The organism is Marinobacter algicola DG893 (assembly GCF_000170835.1).
GTDB classification, from domain to species: domain Bacteria; phylum Pseudomonadota; class Gammaproteobacteria; order Pseudomonadales; family Oleiphilaceae; genus Marinobacter; species Marinobacter algicola.
The window spans coordinates 1-15877 of record NZ_ABCP01000009.1; the positions used below are offsets into that span (position 1 = coordinate 1).

Genomic DNA, 15877 nt, shown 5'->3' on the forward strand with positions numbered 1-15877 from the left:
CCAAGCGCACATGGATGTGCTCGTAGCGTTTCCGGGGAGAGAATCCCCCACCGCCGATGCACCAAATTCCAAGGCCAGGGGACTAGTACTCCAGGCCAACAGTTCAAAGACGGGAGAACACCATATGAGCACTCCGGCAGAAAAACTGAAAAACTTCGATGACTACAAAGTTCGCGATATCTCACTCGCGGGCTGGGGCCGCAAGGAAATCAACATTGCTGAAGGCGAAATGCCCGCACTGATGGCTCTTCGTGAGAAGTACAAAACCGAGCAGCCGCTGAAAGGCGCCAACATCATGGGCTGCATTCACATGACCATCCAGACCGCCGTGCTGATTGAAACGCTGGTTGAGCTGGGCGCCACCGTGCGCTGGTCATCGTGCAACATCTTCTCCACCCAGGATCAGGCAGCCGCCGCCATTGCCGAGAGCGGCGTCCCCGTTTTTGCCTGGAAAGGTGAGACCGACGAAGAATACGACTGGTGCCTCGAGCGTACCGTTGGCGCCGACGTGGACGGCTGGGAACCCAACATGATTCTGGACGACGGCGGCGACCTGACGGCCCTGCTCCACGAAAAGTATCCGGAGATTCTGGCTAACTGCCACGGTGTCACCGAGGAAACCACCACCGGTGTACACCGCTTGCAGGAAATGCTGCGGGACGGCAAGCTGAAAGTGCCGGCCATCAACGTCAACGACGCAGTGACCAAGTCCAAGAACGACAACAAGTACGGCTGCCGCCACAGCTTGAACGATGCCATCAAGCGCGCCACCGACCACCTGCTGTCCGGCAAAAAAGCGCTGGTCATCGGCTACGGCGATGTGGGCAAGGGTTCTGCCGCTTCCCTGCGTCAGGAAGGCATGATCGTGAAGGTCACTGAAGCCGACCCGATCTGCGCCATGCAGGCCTGCATGGACGGTTTCGAAGTGGTGTCGCCGTACCTTGATGGCGTCAACACCGGCACCGAGGCGGGCGTGGACAAGGCTCTGCTGCAAAACACCGACCTGCTGGTGACCACCACCGGCAACATGAACGTGTGTGATGCCAACATGCTCAAAGCCATCAAGAGCGGCGCCGTGGTGTGCAACATCGGCCATTTCGACAACGAAATCGACACCGCCTACATGCGCAAGAACTGGGAGTGGGACGAGGTCAAACCGCAGGTGCACGTGGTGTATCGCGACAAGGTCGCCAACGACCACCTTATCCTGCTGTCCGAAGGCCGCCTGGTGAACCTGGGCAACGCCACCGGCCACCCATCACGGATCATGGACGGTTCCTTCGCCAATCAGGTGCTGGCGCAGATGTACCTGTTCGAGCGCAAGTTCGCCGACCTTCCCGAAGAAGCCCGCGAAAAGGGTATCTATGTTCAGGTTCTGCCGAAACATCTGGACGAGGAAGTGGCCCGCGCCATGGTGGAAGGTTTTGGTGGCGTGATCACCAAGATGACGCCGGAGCAGGCGAAGTATATTGGTGTACCGGTCGAAGGCCCGTACAAGCCGGAAAGTTACAAGTACTGATCAGGTAGCAGCATGGAAACCCAGAAACAGTTCAAACGCCGCTTCAGCTTTGAGTTTTTCCCACCCAAGACCGACAAGGGCTGGGAAAAGCTGCAAGGGGTTCGCAACACCCTGGCCGAGGTTGATCCGGATTTCTTCTCGGTTACCTTCGGTGCCGGCGGCTCCACCCGGGATCGCACCGTGCAGACGGTGCTGGACCTTCACAAACGGGGCGTTTCCACGGCACCGCACCTGTCCTGCGTGGGGGCCACCCGCGACAGCATTGCGGAGCTGCTGGATGTTTATCGCGAGAACGGCATCAACCGGATCGTCGCCCTGCGAGGCGACATGCCATCCGGCATGGGCGCTGCTGGTGAACTGCGCTACGCCAATGAGCTGGTGAGTTTTATCCGCGAGTACAGCGGCGATACCTTCAACATTGAAGTAGCGGCTTACCCGGAGTTCCATCCTCAGGCCCGCACTGCGGAAGACGACCTGAAGAACTTCGCCCGCAAGGTCGACGCTGGCGCCAACAGCGCCATCACTCAGTACTTCTTTAACGCAGACAGCTATTTCTACTTCATCGACCGTCTGGAGAAGATGGGCGTCACCATTCCTGTGGTGCCGGGCATCATGCCCATCGTCAACTTCTCCAACCTGACCCGCTTCTCGGACATGTGCGGCGCGGAAATCCCCCGCTGGATCCGCAAGCAACTGGAAGCCTACGGCGATGACAGCGACAGCATCCGCAAGTTTGGTGAGGAAGTGGTCACCGAAATGTGCGCGAAACTGCTTGCTGCAGGAGCGCCCGGGCTGCACTTCTATACCCTGAACCAAGCGGAACCGAGCCTGAGCATCTGGAAAAACCTGGGGATTGGTGAGCGGGAGAAGATTGCGTTTTAATGTATTTGCCGCTCTCCCGGCCCTCTCCTTCCATGGGAGAGGGCTCTCTCCTCCAACCGTTTGATTTCCTGAAATTCTCCGCCTGATGGTCTAAAGTGTATGGGTTGCAGTTCCACAAACCGCCCCCGGAAAGAACAGGCTTGATCAGCCCGCATTTCTGGAGCGCCCCACCGGGTGCACGGGCAACAAAAGTAAAAACAGGAGATTGTATGAGCACCAAATGGCTTAAGACGGTTGGCGCAACATTGGCACTTACCGTTGCCGCAGGCACTGCCAGCGCAGAGACCCTGCGCGTCGTCACCGACCCCAGCTTCGTGCCGTTCGAGATGATGGACCAGGAGACCGGCGAGATGATCGGTTTCGACATGGAGATCATTCGCGAAGTGGCAGACCGTGCCGGCTTTGAAATCGACCTGAACACCATGGACTTTAACGGCATCATCCCTGCCCTGCAGACCGGCAACGTGGACATCGCCATTGCCGGGATCACCATCACCGAAGAGCGTGAGGAAATCGTTGATTTCTCCGATCCGTATTACGATTCCGGCCTGAGAATTCTGGTACGCCAGGACAACGGCAAAGTTGGCGAGATCTCCGACCTCGAAGGCGTCAAGATCGGCACCAAGATCGGTAGCACCAGTTACGACTACCTGATGAAAACGCTGGACAAAAATGACGGCGTAACGCCCTATCCAGGCAGTTCAGACATGTACATGGCCCTGATGTCAGGCGCCGTTGATGCGGTGTTCTACGATGCACCCAACGTTGGCTACTTCGCCAGCACCCGCGGTGAAGGCAAGGTCAAAACCGTTGGCAAACTTTACGAAGGCCAGCAGTACGGCATCGCCCTGAAAAACGGCAGTGAGTGGGTGGACGACGTCAACGAAGCCCTGGCGTCCATCAAGGAAGACGGCACCTACAAGAAAATCTACGAGAAGTGGTTCGGCCCCATGCCGGAAGACATGTAAAACTGAAAACCACAGTCGGGGTGCACAACACCCCGGCTGGTAACTCCCCATCCAACGGAGACATCCACTGTGGAATTCCAGTTTCAGTTTGACTGGCAGGCAGCCATCAATGCTATTCCTTACCTTCTCAAAGGCGTTCCCTATACCCTGCTTATTTCCTTTGGCGGTCTCGCCATCGGTTTTGTGCTGGGTATTATTTTTGGCCTGTTGAGCATCAATAAAAAATGGTTCTTGCGCTGGCCCGCAACAGCGTATATCGAAATCTTTCGCGGCACCCCCATTCTCGTGCAGGTGCTGTTTATCTTTTACGGCCTTCCGGACCTGGTGGGCGGCCCCATTGACCCACTGACCGCCGGTATCGCCGCTATTGCACTGAACTCCGGCGCCTATATTTCCGAAGTGGTTCGGGGCGGTGTGCAATCCATCGACAAAGGTCAGACCGAGGCCGGCCTGTCGCTGGGCCTGTCCCGTTCCCAGACCTTCTGGTCGGTTGTCTGGCCCCAGGCCTTCCGCCGCATGATCCCGCCCCTGGGCAATCAGGCGATCGTGAGCATCAAGGACACGTCACTGTTCTCGGTCATCGGTGTGGGCGAGCTGGTTCGTCAGGGCCAGGTGTACATCGCCAACACCTTTACCGCCTTCGAGGTCTACTTCGTGGTGGCGATCATGTACCTCGCGATTACCCTCTCCCTCTCACTCGTGCTCCGCCTGATTGAGCGGCGCGGACTGGCTTCTGTCTGAAGGATAGGTACCCATGACACAGATCGTGCAAATGCAGGGCATGAACAAGTACTTCGGTACCCTGCATGTCCTCAAGGAAATTGACCTGACCGTTGAAGCCGGCGAAGTGGTGGTGGTTATCGGCGCCAGTGGCTCCGGCAAATCCACCCTGATCCGTTGCGTCAACGGCCTGGAAGAGTTCGAGTCCGGCAAGCTGGTGGTGGACGGGAACGAGCTTGCCCCGAAGAGTGGCAACCCGAAAGCCCTGGCTGAAATCCGCAAGGAAGTCGGCATGGTGTTCCAGCAGTTCAACCTGTTCCCTCACCTGACGGTGAAGAAAAACATCATGCTCGCGCCCCGAAAGGTCAAGGATGCCCCCGAAACCATCGCCAACGCCACGGCGGAACGCCTCTTGAATCGAGTAGGCATCGGCAGCCAGGCGGACAAGTTCCCCAGCCAGCTCTCCGGGGGTCAGCAGCAGCGCGTGGCCATTGCCCGCGCACTGGCCATGGAACCCCGGCTGATGCTGTTCGACGAACCCACCTCAGCGCTGGACCCGGAAATGATCGGTGAAGTGCTGGACGTGATGCGGGAATTGGCCAAGGAAGGGATGACCATGATGGTGGTGACCCACGAAATGGGCTTCGCCCGGGAAGTGGCCGACCGCGTGATCTACATCCACGAAGGCCAGATTGTCGAGGAAGGCAAACCAGCGGATGTGTTCGACAACCCGCAGAATGAGCGCACCCAGGCGTTCCTAAGCCGGGTGTTGGCGCACTGAGGCCACTCGCCTTTTGCTTCACAACAACTGGCGGGTGATCCTGTACTCCTTCTCAATCTTGGTATGGGAATCATCCGCCAGAAACCGCGCAATCTTCTTGCCCAGCAACGGCACTTCGCACCACACATTCAGCGTGACGTAATTGATGCAGGCCTGGTCCGTACCCTGCAGGCGCATGTTGCCCTTGATCTTGGCAGGCACGCCTTCAATTTTTACCCGGAATTCGCAATGCCATTCGCCATCGTCCTTGCGGAACCAGTGCTCTTCCTGGCGGACGCGATTCCATTCTTTGTGGAAGCTGGCCAGGATACCGGGCACCTCGTTGGACGCCATCACTTCTCGCTCCACCACCACTTTTGCGGACAAGTCGTCGCGGGTCAGCTCGGGTATACGCACATTGCGCGAACCCAGCCGCTGGTTTTTCTCCTGGATATGGGCCTCGTCGAAAAACGCACCCAGCACCCGGTCCAGGCCAGCATCGTATGAATGTCTCAATTCCAGTTCCATAAAGGCCTCCGTAAAAGAATGGCCTGATTGTGCGCGGTGAGATTCATTCACACATTGGCCCGCCGGTCACCGGCGGATGGCATAGTGGTCAGCAGGCGTTGTTAACTGTAATATTCGCACTGGTTAACAACCGACCTTTTGTTGGAACCTAACAGAACCCCACCGTCTGACGGAGATTTATCATGCGCAATGCTGACCTCGTTGCCCGCGGCCTCAAATCCGTATGGCATCCCTGCACCCAGATGAAAGACCACGAAGGCACCTTGCCTCTGGTGCCGATCAAACGGGGCGAAGGGGTCTGGCTGGAGGATTTCGAGAGCAACCGCTACATCGACGCCGTGAGCTCCTGGTGGGTCAACCTGTTCGGCCATGCGAACCCCAGAATCAACGCGGCTATTCAGGAGCAGATTGGTCAGTTGGAGCATGTGATCCTGGCGGGGTTTACCCACGAGCCGGTGGTCAGCCTGTCCGAGCGGCTGATTGAAGTGACTCCTGAAGGCCTCAACAAGTGCTTCTACGCTGACAACGGTTCGTCTGCGATTGAAGCAGCGCTCAAGATGAGTTTCCACTACTGGAAGAACCACGGTAAGCCGGGCAAGAAAAACTTCGTGAACCTGAGCAACAGCTACCATGGCGAAACCCTGGGGGCACTGGCACTGGGCGATGTTGCCCTCTACAAGGACACCTACCAACCGCTGCTGATGGAAGTCATGACGGCGCCCTCCCCGGATGCATTCAACAAGGAGCCCGGCGAAACCGACGAGGAATACGCGCTACGTCAGTTTGAGGCCATGGACGCACTTCTGGCCGAAAAGCACGAGGAAATCTGCGCCGTGGTGGTGGAGCCCCTGATACAGTGCGCCGGCGGCATGCGCATGCACCACCCGATTTACCACACCAAACTGCGCGAAGCCTGCGACAAATATGGCGTGCACCTGATCGCCGACGAAATCGCGGTTGGCTTCGGCCGCACCGGCACCCTGTTCGCTTGCGAGCAGTCCGGCATCACTCCGGACTTCATGTGCCTGTCGAAGGGCCTGACTGCCGGCTACCTGCCACTGTCGGTGGTGTTGACCACGGATACGGTCTACAACGCCTTCTACGACGATTACGAAACCCTGAAAGCCTTCCTGCACAGCCACAGCTATACCGGCAATCCCATCGGCTGCGCCGTTGCCCTGGCCACCCTGGACATCTTCCGCGATGACAACGTCATCGAAAACAACAAACGCCTGAGCACCTGTATGGCAGACTCCGTCGCGCATCTGGCGGACCACCCCAACGTCGGCGACATCCGCCAACACGGCATGACCCTGGCGGTGGAAATGGTGAAAAACAAAGCCACCAAAGAGCCCTTCCCCTGGCAGGAGCGCCGCGGCATTCGCGTATACCAGCATGCACTCACCCGCCAGTCGCTATTGCGGCCACTGGGTAACGTGGTCTACTTTATGCCCCCTTACGTAATCACCGAAGAACAGATCCGCCACCTGGCCCAAGTGGCCACAGAAGGCATCGAAATCGCCGTACGGGACTGACAATAGACCATGCGCATCCCCCGCATATACACCGACTCACCCCTGAGTGAAGGCGCCACGGCCGGCCTGGACGACAACGCAGCTCAACACGTCGGCCGTGTGCTGCGCATGCAGCCCGGCCAGGAGCTGCTGCTGTTCAACGGTGACGGCAACGACTACCCCGCCACCATCACCGAGGCCGGGAAAAAACACGTGTCGGTCGAGGTGGGAACGCCGTCCGCGAATGCCACCGAGTCCCACCTGGAGATCGTACTCGGCCAGACCCTCTCCAAAGGCGACCGCATGGATTATGCCGTCCAAAAAGCCGTGGAGATGGGTGTTACCCGCATCGTGCCGCTGACCACCGAACGCTGCGACGTCAAACTCAAAGGTGACCGCGAAGATAAACGCCTGCGCCACTGGCAATCCGTCGCCATCAGCGCCGCCGAGCAATGCGGCCGAGCCCGGGTGCCCGAGATAGTACCGGTGATGACACTGTCGGAATGGTTTGAAAACTCGGGTGACTGCGACTTGCGCCTGGTCCTCCACCACCGCACCGAGCAGTCCCTGAACACCCTCGCCAAACCCACCCGCGTTGCCTTGATGATCGGCCCCGAAGGTGGCCTCAGCCCGGACGAAATTACCGCTGCCGCAAACGCCGGCTTCCTGCCCGTTGCCCTTGGCCCCCGCGTTCTAAGGACAGAAACCGCGCCCGTCGCCGCCATGGCCTTGTGCCAATGGTTGTGGGGAGACATCGGAGACTGACAAGTTCCGACCGTGCCGCCGTCTCAGGCCGGCAGGTAAGTCATTGACAGACGCAGCGCCTGACAACATGATCCCTGTCGAGCATCAAAGCGAGAAGACTGTTGAAGGCGCCTCCGTGGTTTGGGCTGCCTTACGGGAAGGATTCTCTAATCTGTGCGGATCCATGGATGGCGGAGCCCAAGCGCCACATGGATGTGCCGCAGGAGCGTGTTTTGGAGAATGTTCCTTAACGGTATGGCACCAAATCACCAACAACCAAAGAACGCGAGCACCAGATGACAAGCCTGCTAAGTACCCCAGAATTCTGGCAATACCTCAGTATCCCCGTCATTGCCGCCCTGATCGGCTGGACCACGAACTGGCTGGCCATCAAAATGACCTTCTACCCACTGGAATTCGTCGGCAACCCCCCCCTGCTGGGCTGGCAGGGCATCATCCCCTCAAAGGCCCGCAAAATGGCCGCCATCAGCGTCGACGCCACCATCTCCAAAATTGGCACCGTGCAGGAAATCTTCCAGCAGATCGACCCCGAAGTGCTCGCTGCCCACATAATCTACACCGTCGAACCCCGCACCGAAGAATACGTCGACGAACTCATGCTCAAGGAATATCCCACCTTCTGGGAAAACCTGCCTTCCTCCGCCAGAAACATGGTCTACGACCGGGTACGCAAATCCACCCCGCAGCTGGTGGACAACCTCGTCGGCGACGTCTCCGACAACATCGAAGACCTGCTCGACATCAAAAGCATGGTCATCGAACGCCTGGCCAAGGACAAACGCCTGCTGAACCGGATCTTCATTGAGTGCGGAGAAGTGGAATTCCGCTTCATCATCAACTCCGGCTTCTACTTCGGTTTCCTGTTCGGCCTGGTTCAGATGACCGTCTGGTATTTCTACCAAAGCTGGTGGGTACTGCCTTTCTTTGGCCTGATGGTGGGCTGGGCGACCAACTGGATCGCGCTGAACGTGATCTTCCGGCCCTTGCACGAAAAGAAAGTCGGCCCTGTCCGGTTCCAGGGACTGTTCCTCAAACGCCAGCAGCAAGTCGCCGAATCCTTCTGCCACATCGTCACCCACGAAATCCTCACCGTTGGCAACATCATCAACGCCATACTGGAAGGCCCGAAAGGCGACCGGGCCCGAAACATGGTCAAAAAGCACATTAAACCCCTGGTGGACGAAACCGCCGGCATGGGTAAGGCCCTGACCCAGATGGCGTTTGGACCAACAGGCTTTGCCACGCTTAAGAACCAGGTGGGTCAGAAGGCCATCGAAATCTCACAAACCTCTTTCAACAATCCGGTTTTTGAAACCGACCGGGCGCGGGCCGTGGAAAGCATCATGGTGGAGCGCATGATTGCCCTCTCGTCTGAGGAATTCCAGGATCTTCTACGCCCCTGTTTTCAGGAGGATGAGATCAAATTGATTCTGGTGGGCGCCTTCCTGGGCTTCGCCGCCGGTATCTGCCAATTGGTGTTCGTCTTCGGAGGCTCTGTTTTCTGAGGCTCCAGCGCCATAAAGCCTGCTGTTATACTGTGCATAGCCGCCAGCTCATTCTATACTCGTGGTGTGCGGGTATGTATTTCCCGGCGACTATTCTTTTCCCGGAGGCATCGGATGCCAGGCTTTATTTCCTGGATTTCAGGACTTTTCTCGTCCGACAAACCAACAACCGCAACAGCACCCGAATCCCGCCTGCTCAACCCGGTGGTGTCAACAAGCGACAGCCCGGACATAGATCCGGCCCTGGTCGACCAATTGGAAGAGCGTCTGTTTTGCTGGTTGCTTGACTCCCCCCCTGCCACGCTACGCTCAGAAACCGGGCAATGGGATGAGGTTCTGGAACAACTGCGCTGGCGAATAGCCAACAATGAACTGGACGAGTTACCGCGCCAACCCATGACCCTGCCGATGCTGATGCGGGCTCTCTCCGATGCCAACACAGGCCGCAACCAACTGACGGAGATCATCCTCAATGACCCCGCGTTGACCGACCAGCTACTGCAAATTGCCAACAGCCCTTACTTCCGCAGCGGCGACCAGTCTATCGACTCGGTGGACCAGGCAGTCTTTGTTCTGGGTATGGACGGTATTCGCAATGTTATTTCCGCCGCCATCATGCGGCCGATGATGGCGGCAAGGAACAGTCGGGAAGCACTCTTTGCACAACGGGTATGGCGTTGGGGGCTCACCTGTGCCCGCAGCGCGGAGCTGATTGCGAAGATTCAGGGCCAGGATAGCAGCGTCTATTTCATGGCCGGCTTACTGCCGGCGTTGTCCTACATCACATTACGAAGGGAGTTGCAGCGCGTCTGCAGGACGGAATCAGGACTGACGGAACCACCACCCTCACTGATCCACATCGCCCTTTCCCGCTACCAGTGGGCCACATCGCAATTGCTGGCCAATGAGTGGGGGCTGCCGCCTAAGTACCACGCCCAGCTTCTGGCGGCGGAACGGCCGGCGCCGAGGCAGCAACACACCCCGCTGAACGACGGCATTATTATCGGTACCCGAGAGGTGTTACGTCATGCCCACCAACGCAATATGCCGGAAGAAGACGTATTGCGCATTACTCACATCTCGAGGGAGCAGTTTACACGGGTGCGCAAAGTGATCCTCGATACCCTGGAGGCCGGCGCAAAAACCCGCGCCTAGGTTTTTTCTCCGTAACCGCCTTCCTGCTTCAGCAGTTCTGCAAAGGACACCGATTCATGTTCCGGAGGGCGCTCCATCAGATAACTCGGCACGGCATAAGGTAAACGGTCAGCGACCCGATCCTCATCATGACGTATGGCCTCCAGCACGCTGCCAACGGTAATCCTCTCGAGGGACTGACCCGGGGCCAGACAATCGCCATTGCGCCCGGCCAATGTCAGCAGTCGGGCGCGGATCAGTTTGTCACTGATACCACGGGTCACCTCCCCCGGCACCCTGAGTTGCTGCTCAACCGCTTCCTGCTGCGGTGCCGGCCGACCTTCGCTGAAGGGTTTCGCCACCAGCCACATTAACGCCAGCCCGGTTTTTTCCAGAAGCTCCGGCGACAACCGTACCTGACTGCGTTTGGCCACCGAGCCCGGGTTCTGCAGATAGAAGGCAATGCTGGACCCCAGCAGCAGAATCATCCAATTGAGGTACACCCAGATCAACAGGATGATGCCGATGGCGAAACTGGAATAGATGGCAGCGTACTTGGCGGAACCGGCGACAAACGACGCAAACAACATACCTGCTGCCTGCCAGGATATACCTGCTACCAGTCCACCAATAAACGCATAGCGAAGCTTCACCCGGGTGTTGGGAATAAACACGTATACGAAGGTGAACGCCCCGACCACCAGCATGAATGGGGTAAAGCGGGTGGCGAAGACAATCATGGAGCCGAGCGGCTCAATTTCCATCAGCGCCTGCACGAACGCAGACGAGAAAATGGTGGCACTTATACCGATAGCCGACACCATCAACAACGGCCCCACCATAATAACGCTGAGATAATTGCTGAAGCGCTGGGCCATTGAACGCATGTCCGGCACCCGCCAGATCATATTGAAAGAGCGCTCGATTTTCTGCACCAGCGACACCACGGTATAAACCAGCAGTGCCAGGCCGACCGAGCCGAGCACACCCACCTTCATGTTATCCACAAAACCCAGAATCTGCTCGGCAATCTCGACGCCCTGAGGGCCCATGGGCCGAAAAAACTGAAACAGGAAGGGCTCCATACGCTGGTGTACGCCCAGCGCCTTGAGCACCGAAAAACTCAGCGCCAGCAACGGCACGATACTAAGCAGGGTGGTATACACCAGGCTCATGGCGTGGAGCGTCAGGTTGCCACTGATAACATCCCGCGCCAGCGCATAGGCGGTTCGCCCGGTTTTATAAAGCCAGGTCCATGGCCAGTGTTGCGGTGGATTGGGGTTGGCGAGAATCCAGGTTTCCGCAGACTGAAGCCGATCTTTGAATTGGAATGAAGCCACACAACGTCCTGTTTGCCAGTGTTTTGTACAGATTATCAGTCAGATACCAAATCACAACAAAGTATGGCGTATTGTGTGGCTTTTACTAGCGGTTTCGGCTCAGTATCGGAACTGGCTGATATTTCCTCTCAGCACTTCGCTCAGTGACGCGAGGGAATCGGTCATGCTTCCGGTATCGCGGGCATTGTCTGAAATGTCTTCAATCTGGCGCTTGAGGTTAATCAGGTTTTCGTCGATTTTGCTGACAGCCTCGCTCTGCTCAGCCGCAGCCTGGGCGACCTGTTGGTTGAGCAAACGCATTTCGCCCGCCTTCTCGTCGATCAGCCCCAGGCTCTCGCTGCACTGCCGGATACGCTGGACGGTTGTACGGCTCTCCTCCCGCCCGGCCTCCACCGCTTCGACGGCATCACGGGACTGTGCCTGCAACGATGACACGAGATCGTCTATCTGCCCGGTCGAGTTCGCCGTCTGGCTGGCCAGACCCCGGACTTCGTCGGCCACAATGGCAAACCCCCGGCCCATTTCACCGGCCCTGGCCGCCTCAATGGCAGCGTTCAATGCCAGCAGGTTGGTTTTCTCCGAGATGCCCCGGATTACATCCACGACCTGACCGATAGACTGGCTTTGGCTGGCCAGCCCGGCGATGGTATCGGCCACGGCTTCCACTCGTGTTTCCAGCCGAGCCATAGCAGCAACGGCTTCATCCGCCGATTGACCGCCACTGTGCGTCAATCCGCCAACCTCATCGGCAAGGCATGCCGCGTGGTTGGCACTCTTCCGGACTTCTTCCGCAGTGGCCGTAACTTCGTTTGCGGCTGTCGCCACCAGACCGGTTTCCTGTTGCTGGCGTCCAACCTGGTCGGCAAGACTCTGACTGCTTTCCCGTCCCTGAGCCGCCATATCCCCCAATTCATTGGTGGAGGCGGCGACATGACCGATCAGACCGCCAAATCGCGCCAGCATCTGGTCAAAGGCGCGGGTGATCACGCTTAATTCATCATTCTTGCGGTACTCAAGGCTGCCACGCAGATCATTGTCGGCCTGTATTTCACCAATGCGCTGCCCCAACCTGCGCACCGGGCGAAGCAGTGAACGCAGGAACAGCGTGCCCAGCAACAATGCCGAAATAACAAGCGCGCCAGCCATTATCAGGCTTACCGATCCAGCCCGATCAATTTCGTGTCGAATAGCACCGCCACTTATGGCGACCTGATCACTGGCACGCCTGACAGTCTCTCCGGCTCCCAACACGCCCTCGGTGAGTACGGCCTCCCGTTGCTGGTAGCCGCTTCGGATATCGTTGAGGCTAGCCGTGAGACTAACGGCCTGTTCCCGGGCGGCCTCCGCCATCGAACGCCCCATCAGCATCATGGATTTTTCAAAGAACTCGAACATTTTTTCGCCGAGCGTACGGTACTGCTCCACGGTTTCTGTCATTTCCGCGATCTCCGCCTGCAGGCTGCTATCGGCCGCCATCATGGTAGCCAGTTCGTCCACCAACTGTTCGGAGGCGGCCTGAGCCTTGTCCAGGGACTCCATATCCGCGTTCAGCGCGGCGTGGAAGTACCAATACTGCATCGCACCCATATGTTGCTGGGCGACCGTAACGCGTTCGGACAGCCTGCCCAACGCCCTTTGCTGGTCAATGAGTTCGGACTGCTCATCAATGGCAACCATTTGGCCGGCGATGCCGCGTGCCTGCTGATCGACACTGTCACCAATGCCGGCTATGCGCTGATAAACCAGGGCCGATGACGCAACGGACAGGCCTATCAACAGGGTAAACAACAGGATCACCCGGGAACGGATGGTCAATTCTAATCGGGGGAATGCCATAGCGAGCTCACTCAGTTCGTAACGTAATGCCGGCGTGTCCAGCCCCGCATGTCATCCAGCCTTTCAAGCCGCCCTGCAGCCTCCTTGAGCGTGGACGCTATTGGGTAATCATCGGCCAGCATGCCGCCAAAACGGATGGTCATCAGATCCCAGAAGCGTTTCATCTCAGGAATGTTGGGCATGATTTCCCCACGACTGGCGGAACGGAAGGTATGGTCAATAAAAGGGTCTTCGCTGAGGGTTTTCACCACATCGAGATGGGCCACGGCGCCCAGGGGCTTGTCGTCATTCACGGCGTGCAGGCCGGATTCGGTCAGCAGATAGTCCTCCATGAACTGACGTGCCAGTTCGTGGTTGGTGGATACCGCGCTGATCCCGGCGGCCAGCACGCCCACAAAGGGTTTTCCAGGTTCACCGCTGACAGTGGGCACGTCGGCTATGCCCACGTTGATACCGGCGTCCCGTATCTCACTCCAGGCCCAGGGACCGTTAATGATCATCGCAGTCTGACCGGCCTTGAAGCCGTCCATCATGGTGCCGTAATCCGCATCTGCCGACAGCACACCGGAATCCAGCAAGTCTTTTATGCCTGCCACGGCACCGACAGCGCCATCTGTGTCCACACCAACATCGGAGAGGTCGTAAACCTGGTTTTCCAGGCCGAAACTGTACCCACCGGATCCGGCGAACACTGGCCAGGAAAAATACACATTCTTGTAGTCCCAGGAGATGGCCTCAATACCCTGTGCGCTCAGTCGTTGATGCTCAGCTTTCACGCCTTTCAGAGTGGCGGGCGGTGTTGAGACCAAATCCTTGTTGTAGAGCAGACTGACCACTTCCATGGCGATTGGGTAGCCATACACCCGATCGCCCACGGAAACCGCCTGCCAGGCAAAGGGTGCAATAGCCTCACGCACCTGCTCGGACGGTTCGATGGGGCGCAGGTGGCCCTCATTGATCCAGCTTCCAAAACGATCGTGGGGCCAGATCACGAGATCGGGCGCCTTGGAGGAGTAGCCGTAATGATCGTACTCGGAGGTAAGATCGTCCGGCGTCTCCACGGTCACCGGAATACCCGTTTCCGCCTCGAAGCGCCGGCCAACGTCGGCCAGCCCTTCGTACCCTTTGTCGGAGTTGATCCAGATAAGCAGTTCACCGCGTTCAAAGGAAAACGCCGGTGCGGAAAAGAGAACGCAGGAAAGCACAAGAGCCAGGAGGGGTCTGATCATAGGTATCGCCCTGTTGTTATTGTTTGAGCGTTGGTGAAACGCATGCCACTATCGGGGCATTTCACAGGGAGTTTAGGCGGGGAAGAACCGCAGCCGCGTCATACGGCTGCGAACTTTTCAGGGGGGAGTGAGGGGGCGTACCCGGGAAAACCGTCAGAAAATCAGACCAGCGAAGATAGATTACGCGCCGTAATATCGACGATCCTCTGCCGCGCTTCCCGACTCGCCCAGGCCGAATGAGGCGTCACAATCAGGTTGGGAATATCATCCGCCAGCAGCGGATTGCCATTTCGGGGCGGCTCCTCCGTAAGCACATCAAAACCGGCACCGCCAATGGTCCCGGCCCGCAGGGCATCGGCCAGTGCCTGCTCATCCACCAGGCCGCCACGGCTGGTGTTGATCAACAGCGCCTCCTTTTTCATCATCTTCAGTTCACTGGCGCCTATCATATTCCGGGTGTCGTCCGTCAGCAGGCAGTGAAGCGACAGCACATCCACTTTTGGCAGCAGCTCATCCATGGGAATCCGGGGGTAACCGTCCACCTCGCCAGCCGTCTGGCCCGGTCTTGCACCAAGCAGAATATTCATCCCGAATGCCTTTGCGCGCTCAACAACACCCCGCCCAAGGTCGCCATAGCCAACAACCCCCAGCGTGCGCCCTTCCAGTTCCATGATGGGATAATCCATCAGGCAGAACATCGAACTTTGTCCCCAACGCCCGGCCCGCACGTCCTTGTCGTAATCCACCAAACGCGTGGCCAGCGCGAGAATCAACGCCATGGTGTGCTGCGCCACGGTGGAGCGGCCGTAGTTGGTCACGTTCATCACCGTTACGTTGTGGTCTTTCGCCGCTTCCTTATCAATGTTGTTCAGCCCCGTCGCCACCACCGCAACCGTCTTCAGCTCCGGGCAGGCCTCGAAGTGCTCCCGCGACAGCACAACCTTATTCACCAACACCGTGTCGAATCCCCGTATGCGCGCCTGCACTTGCTCAGGGGATGTCCGCGGATGTTTGACCATCTCCCCGGTCACGGCCTCAATCGGCGAAAGGTCCACATCGTTACCCAGTGTGTCTGCGTCCAGAAATACGGCTTTCATTCGTCGTTCCTTATTCGTGAAGTTTTTTGGCCGACCAACAGAGCCCCAGATTAAGTTAGACTGAGCTAAACCTCCAATTG

14 protein-coding genes are annotated in these 15877 nt (G+C 57.9%); 9 read left to right on the forward strand and 5 right to left on the reverse strand.

The genetic code is table 11. From position 1 onward, the window contains the following. Positions 1-124 precede the first annotated feature (124 nt). The 5 genes from ahcY to MDG893_RS08380 all read left to right on the forward strand — a co-directional run bounded on the left by ahcY (position 125) and on the right by MDG893_RS08380 (position 4870). Positions 125-1519, forward strand: coding sequence for an adenosylhomocysteinase (ahcY, locus tag MDG893_RS08360; protein ID WP_007153318.1), 1395 nt, complete (start codon positions 125-127; stop codon positions 1517-1519). A 12-nt stretch (positions 1520-1531) separates the two neighbouring features. Further along, the gene (gene metF / locus MDG893_RS08365) at positions 1532-2401 is read left to right on the forward strand and encodes a methylenetetrahydrofolate reductase [NAD(P)H] (protein WP_007153319.1); all 870 of its coding nucleotides are present in this window, start codon (positions 1532-1534) and stop codon (positions 2399-2401) included. Between the two features lie 209 nt (positions 2402-2610). Further along, positions 2611-3369: a transporter substrate-binding domain-containing protein gene (locus MDG893_RS08370; protein WP_007153320.1), complete on the forward strand. Its 759-nt coding sequence runs from the start codon at positions 2611-2613 to the stop codon at positions 3367-3369. Positions 3370-3438: 69 nt separating this feature from the next. Continuing rightward, positions 3439-4110, forward strand: a complete 672-nt coding sequence (locus tag MDG893_RS08375; RefSeq protein ID WP_007153321.1) for an amino acid ABC transporter permease — start codon at positions 3439-3441, stop codon at positions 4108-4110. A 13-nt stretch (positions 4111-4123) separates the two neighbouring features. Further along, positions 4124-4870, forward strand: coding sequence for an amino acid ABC transporter ATP-binding protein (locus MDG893_RS08380; RefSeq protein WP_007153322.1), 747 nt, complete (start codon positions 4124-4126; stop codon positions 4868-4870). Positions 4871-4888: 18 nt separating this feature from the next. Here the strand turns inward: MDG893_RS08380 and MDG893_RS08385 are convergent, their stop codons facing one another. After that, positions 4889-5377, reverse strand: a complete 489-nt coding sequence (locus MDG893_RS08385; protein ID WP_007153323.1) for a DUF2505 domain-containing protein — start codon at positions 5375-5377, stop codon at positions 4889-4891. A gap of 182 nt (positions 5378-5559) precedes the next feature. Here MDG893_RS08385 and MDG893_RS08390 point away from each other — a divergent pair, with 182 nt between their 5' ends. The 4 genes from MDG893_RS08390 to MDG893_RS08405 all read left to right on the forward strand — a co-directional run bounded on the left by MDG893_RS08390 (position 5560) and on the right by MDG893_RS08405 (position 10316). Beyond that, positions 5560-6912 (forward strand): adenosylmethionine--8-amino-7-oxononanoate transaminase, encoded by a 1353-nt coding sequence (locus MDG893_RS08390; RefSeq protein ID WP_007153324.1) that lies wholly within the window; start codon positions 5560-5562, stop codon positions 6910-6912. A gap of 9 nt (positions 6913-6921) precedes the next feature. Then, positions 6922-7656: a 16S rRNA (uracil(1498)-N(3))-methyltransferase gene (locus MDG893_RS08395; RefSeq protein WP_007153325.1), complete on the forward strand. Its 735-nt coding sequence runs from the start codon at positions 6922-6924 to the stop codon at positions 7654-7656. A 275-nt stretch (positions 7657-7931) separates the two neighbouring features. Further along, on the forward strand, positions 7932-9161 hold the full coding sequence (locus MDG893_RS08400) for a DUF445 domain-containing protein (RefSeq protein ID WP_007153326.1): 1230 nt from the start codon (positions 7932-7934) through the stop codon (positions 9159-9161). Positions 9162-9275: 114 nt separating this feature from the next. Beyond that, positions 9276-10316, forward strand: coding sequence for an HDOD domain-containing protein (locus MDG893_RS08405; protein WP_007153327.1), 1041 nt, complete (start codon positions 9276-9278; stop codon positions 10314-10316). Here the strand turns inward: MDG893_RS08405 and MDG893_RS08410 are convergent. The 4 genes from MDG893_RS08410 to MDG893_RS08425 form a co-directional block, all read right to left on the reverse strand. After that, entirely contained in the window at positions 10313-11635 is a 1323-nt protein-coding gene (locus MDG893_RS08410) for a YihY/virulence factor BrkB family protein (RefSeq protein ID WP_007153328.1), read from the reverse strand. The two genes, MDG893_RS08405 and MDG893_RS08410, sit on opposite strands and share 4 nt — an antisense overlap. Positions 11636-11734: 99 nt before the next feature. Further along, entirely contained in the window at positions 11735-13471 is a 1737-nt protein-coding gene (locus tag MDG893_RS08415) for a methyl-accepting chemotaxis protein (protein ID WP_007153329.1), read from the reverse strand. A gap of 11 nt (positions 13472-13482) precedes the next feature. Continuing rightward, a complete protein-coding gene (gene malE / locus MDG893_RS08420) occupies positions 13483-14700 on the reverse strand; it encodes a maltose/maltodextrin ABC transporter substrate-binding protein MalE (protein WP_007153330.1) in 1218 nt (405 codons plus the stop codon). Positions 14701-14861: 161 nt separating this feature from the next. Then, complete coding sequence (locus MDG893_RS08425) at positions 14862-15797, reverse strand: D-2-hydroxyacid dehydrogenase (protein WP_007153331.1); 936 nt, start codon at positions 15795-15797, stop codon at positions 14862-14864. Positions 15798-15877: the final 80 nt, after the last annotated feature.

Coding starts and splice junctions, on each gene's coding strand:
- MDG893_RS08400 (WP_007153326.1), top strand. CDS start 7,932: ATGACAAGCCTGCTAAGTACCCCAGAATTCTGGCAATACCTCAGTATC.
- MDG893_RS08385 (WP_007153323.1), bottom strand. CDS start 5,377: ATGGAACTGGAATTGAGACATTCATACGATGCTGGCCTGGACCGGGTG.
- malE (WP_007153330.1), bottom strand. CDS start 14,700: ATGATCAGACCCCTCCTGGCTCTTGTGCTTTCCTGCGTTCTCTTTTCC.
- MDG893_RS08390 (WP_007153324.1), top strand. CDS start 5,560: ATGCGCAATGCTGACCTCGTTGCCCGCGGCCTCAAATCCGTATGGCAT.
- metF (WP_007153319.1), top strand. CDS start 1,532: ATGGAAACCCAGAAACAGTTCAAACGCCGCTTCAGCTTTGAGTTTTTC.
- MDG893_RS08415 (WP_007153329.1), bottom strand. CDS start 13,471: ATGGCATTCCCCCGATTAGAATTGACCATCCGTTCCCGGGTGATCCTG.
- MDG893_RS08395 (WP_007153325.1), top strand. CDS start 6,922: ATGCGCATCCCCCGCATATACACCGACTCACCCCTGAGTGAAGGCGCC.
- ahcY (WP_007153318.1), top strand. CDS start 125: ATGAGCACTCCGGCAGAAAAACTGAAAAACTTCGATGACTACAAAGTT.
- MDG893_RS08380 (WP_007153322.1), top strand. CDS start 4,124: ATGACACAGATCGTGCAAATGCAGGGCATGAACAAGTACTTCGGTACC.
- MDG893_RS08425 (WP_007153331.1), bottom strand. CDS start 15,797: ATGAAAGCCGTATTTCTGGACGCAGACACACTGGGTAACGATGTGGAC.
- MDG893_RS08370 (WP_007153320.1), top strand. CDS start 2,611: ATGAGCACCAAATGGCTTAAGACGGTTGGCGCAACATTGGCACTTACC.
- MDG893_RS08405 (WP_007153327.1), top strand. CDS start 9,276: ATGCCAGGCTTTATTTCCTGGATTTCAGGACTTTTCTCGTCCGACAAA.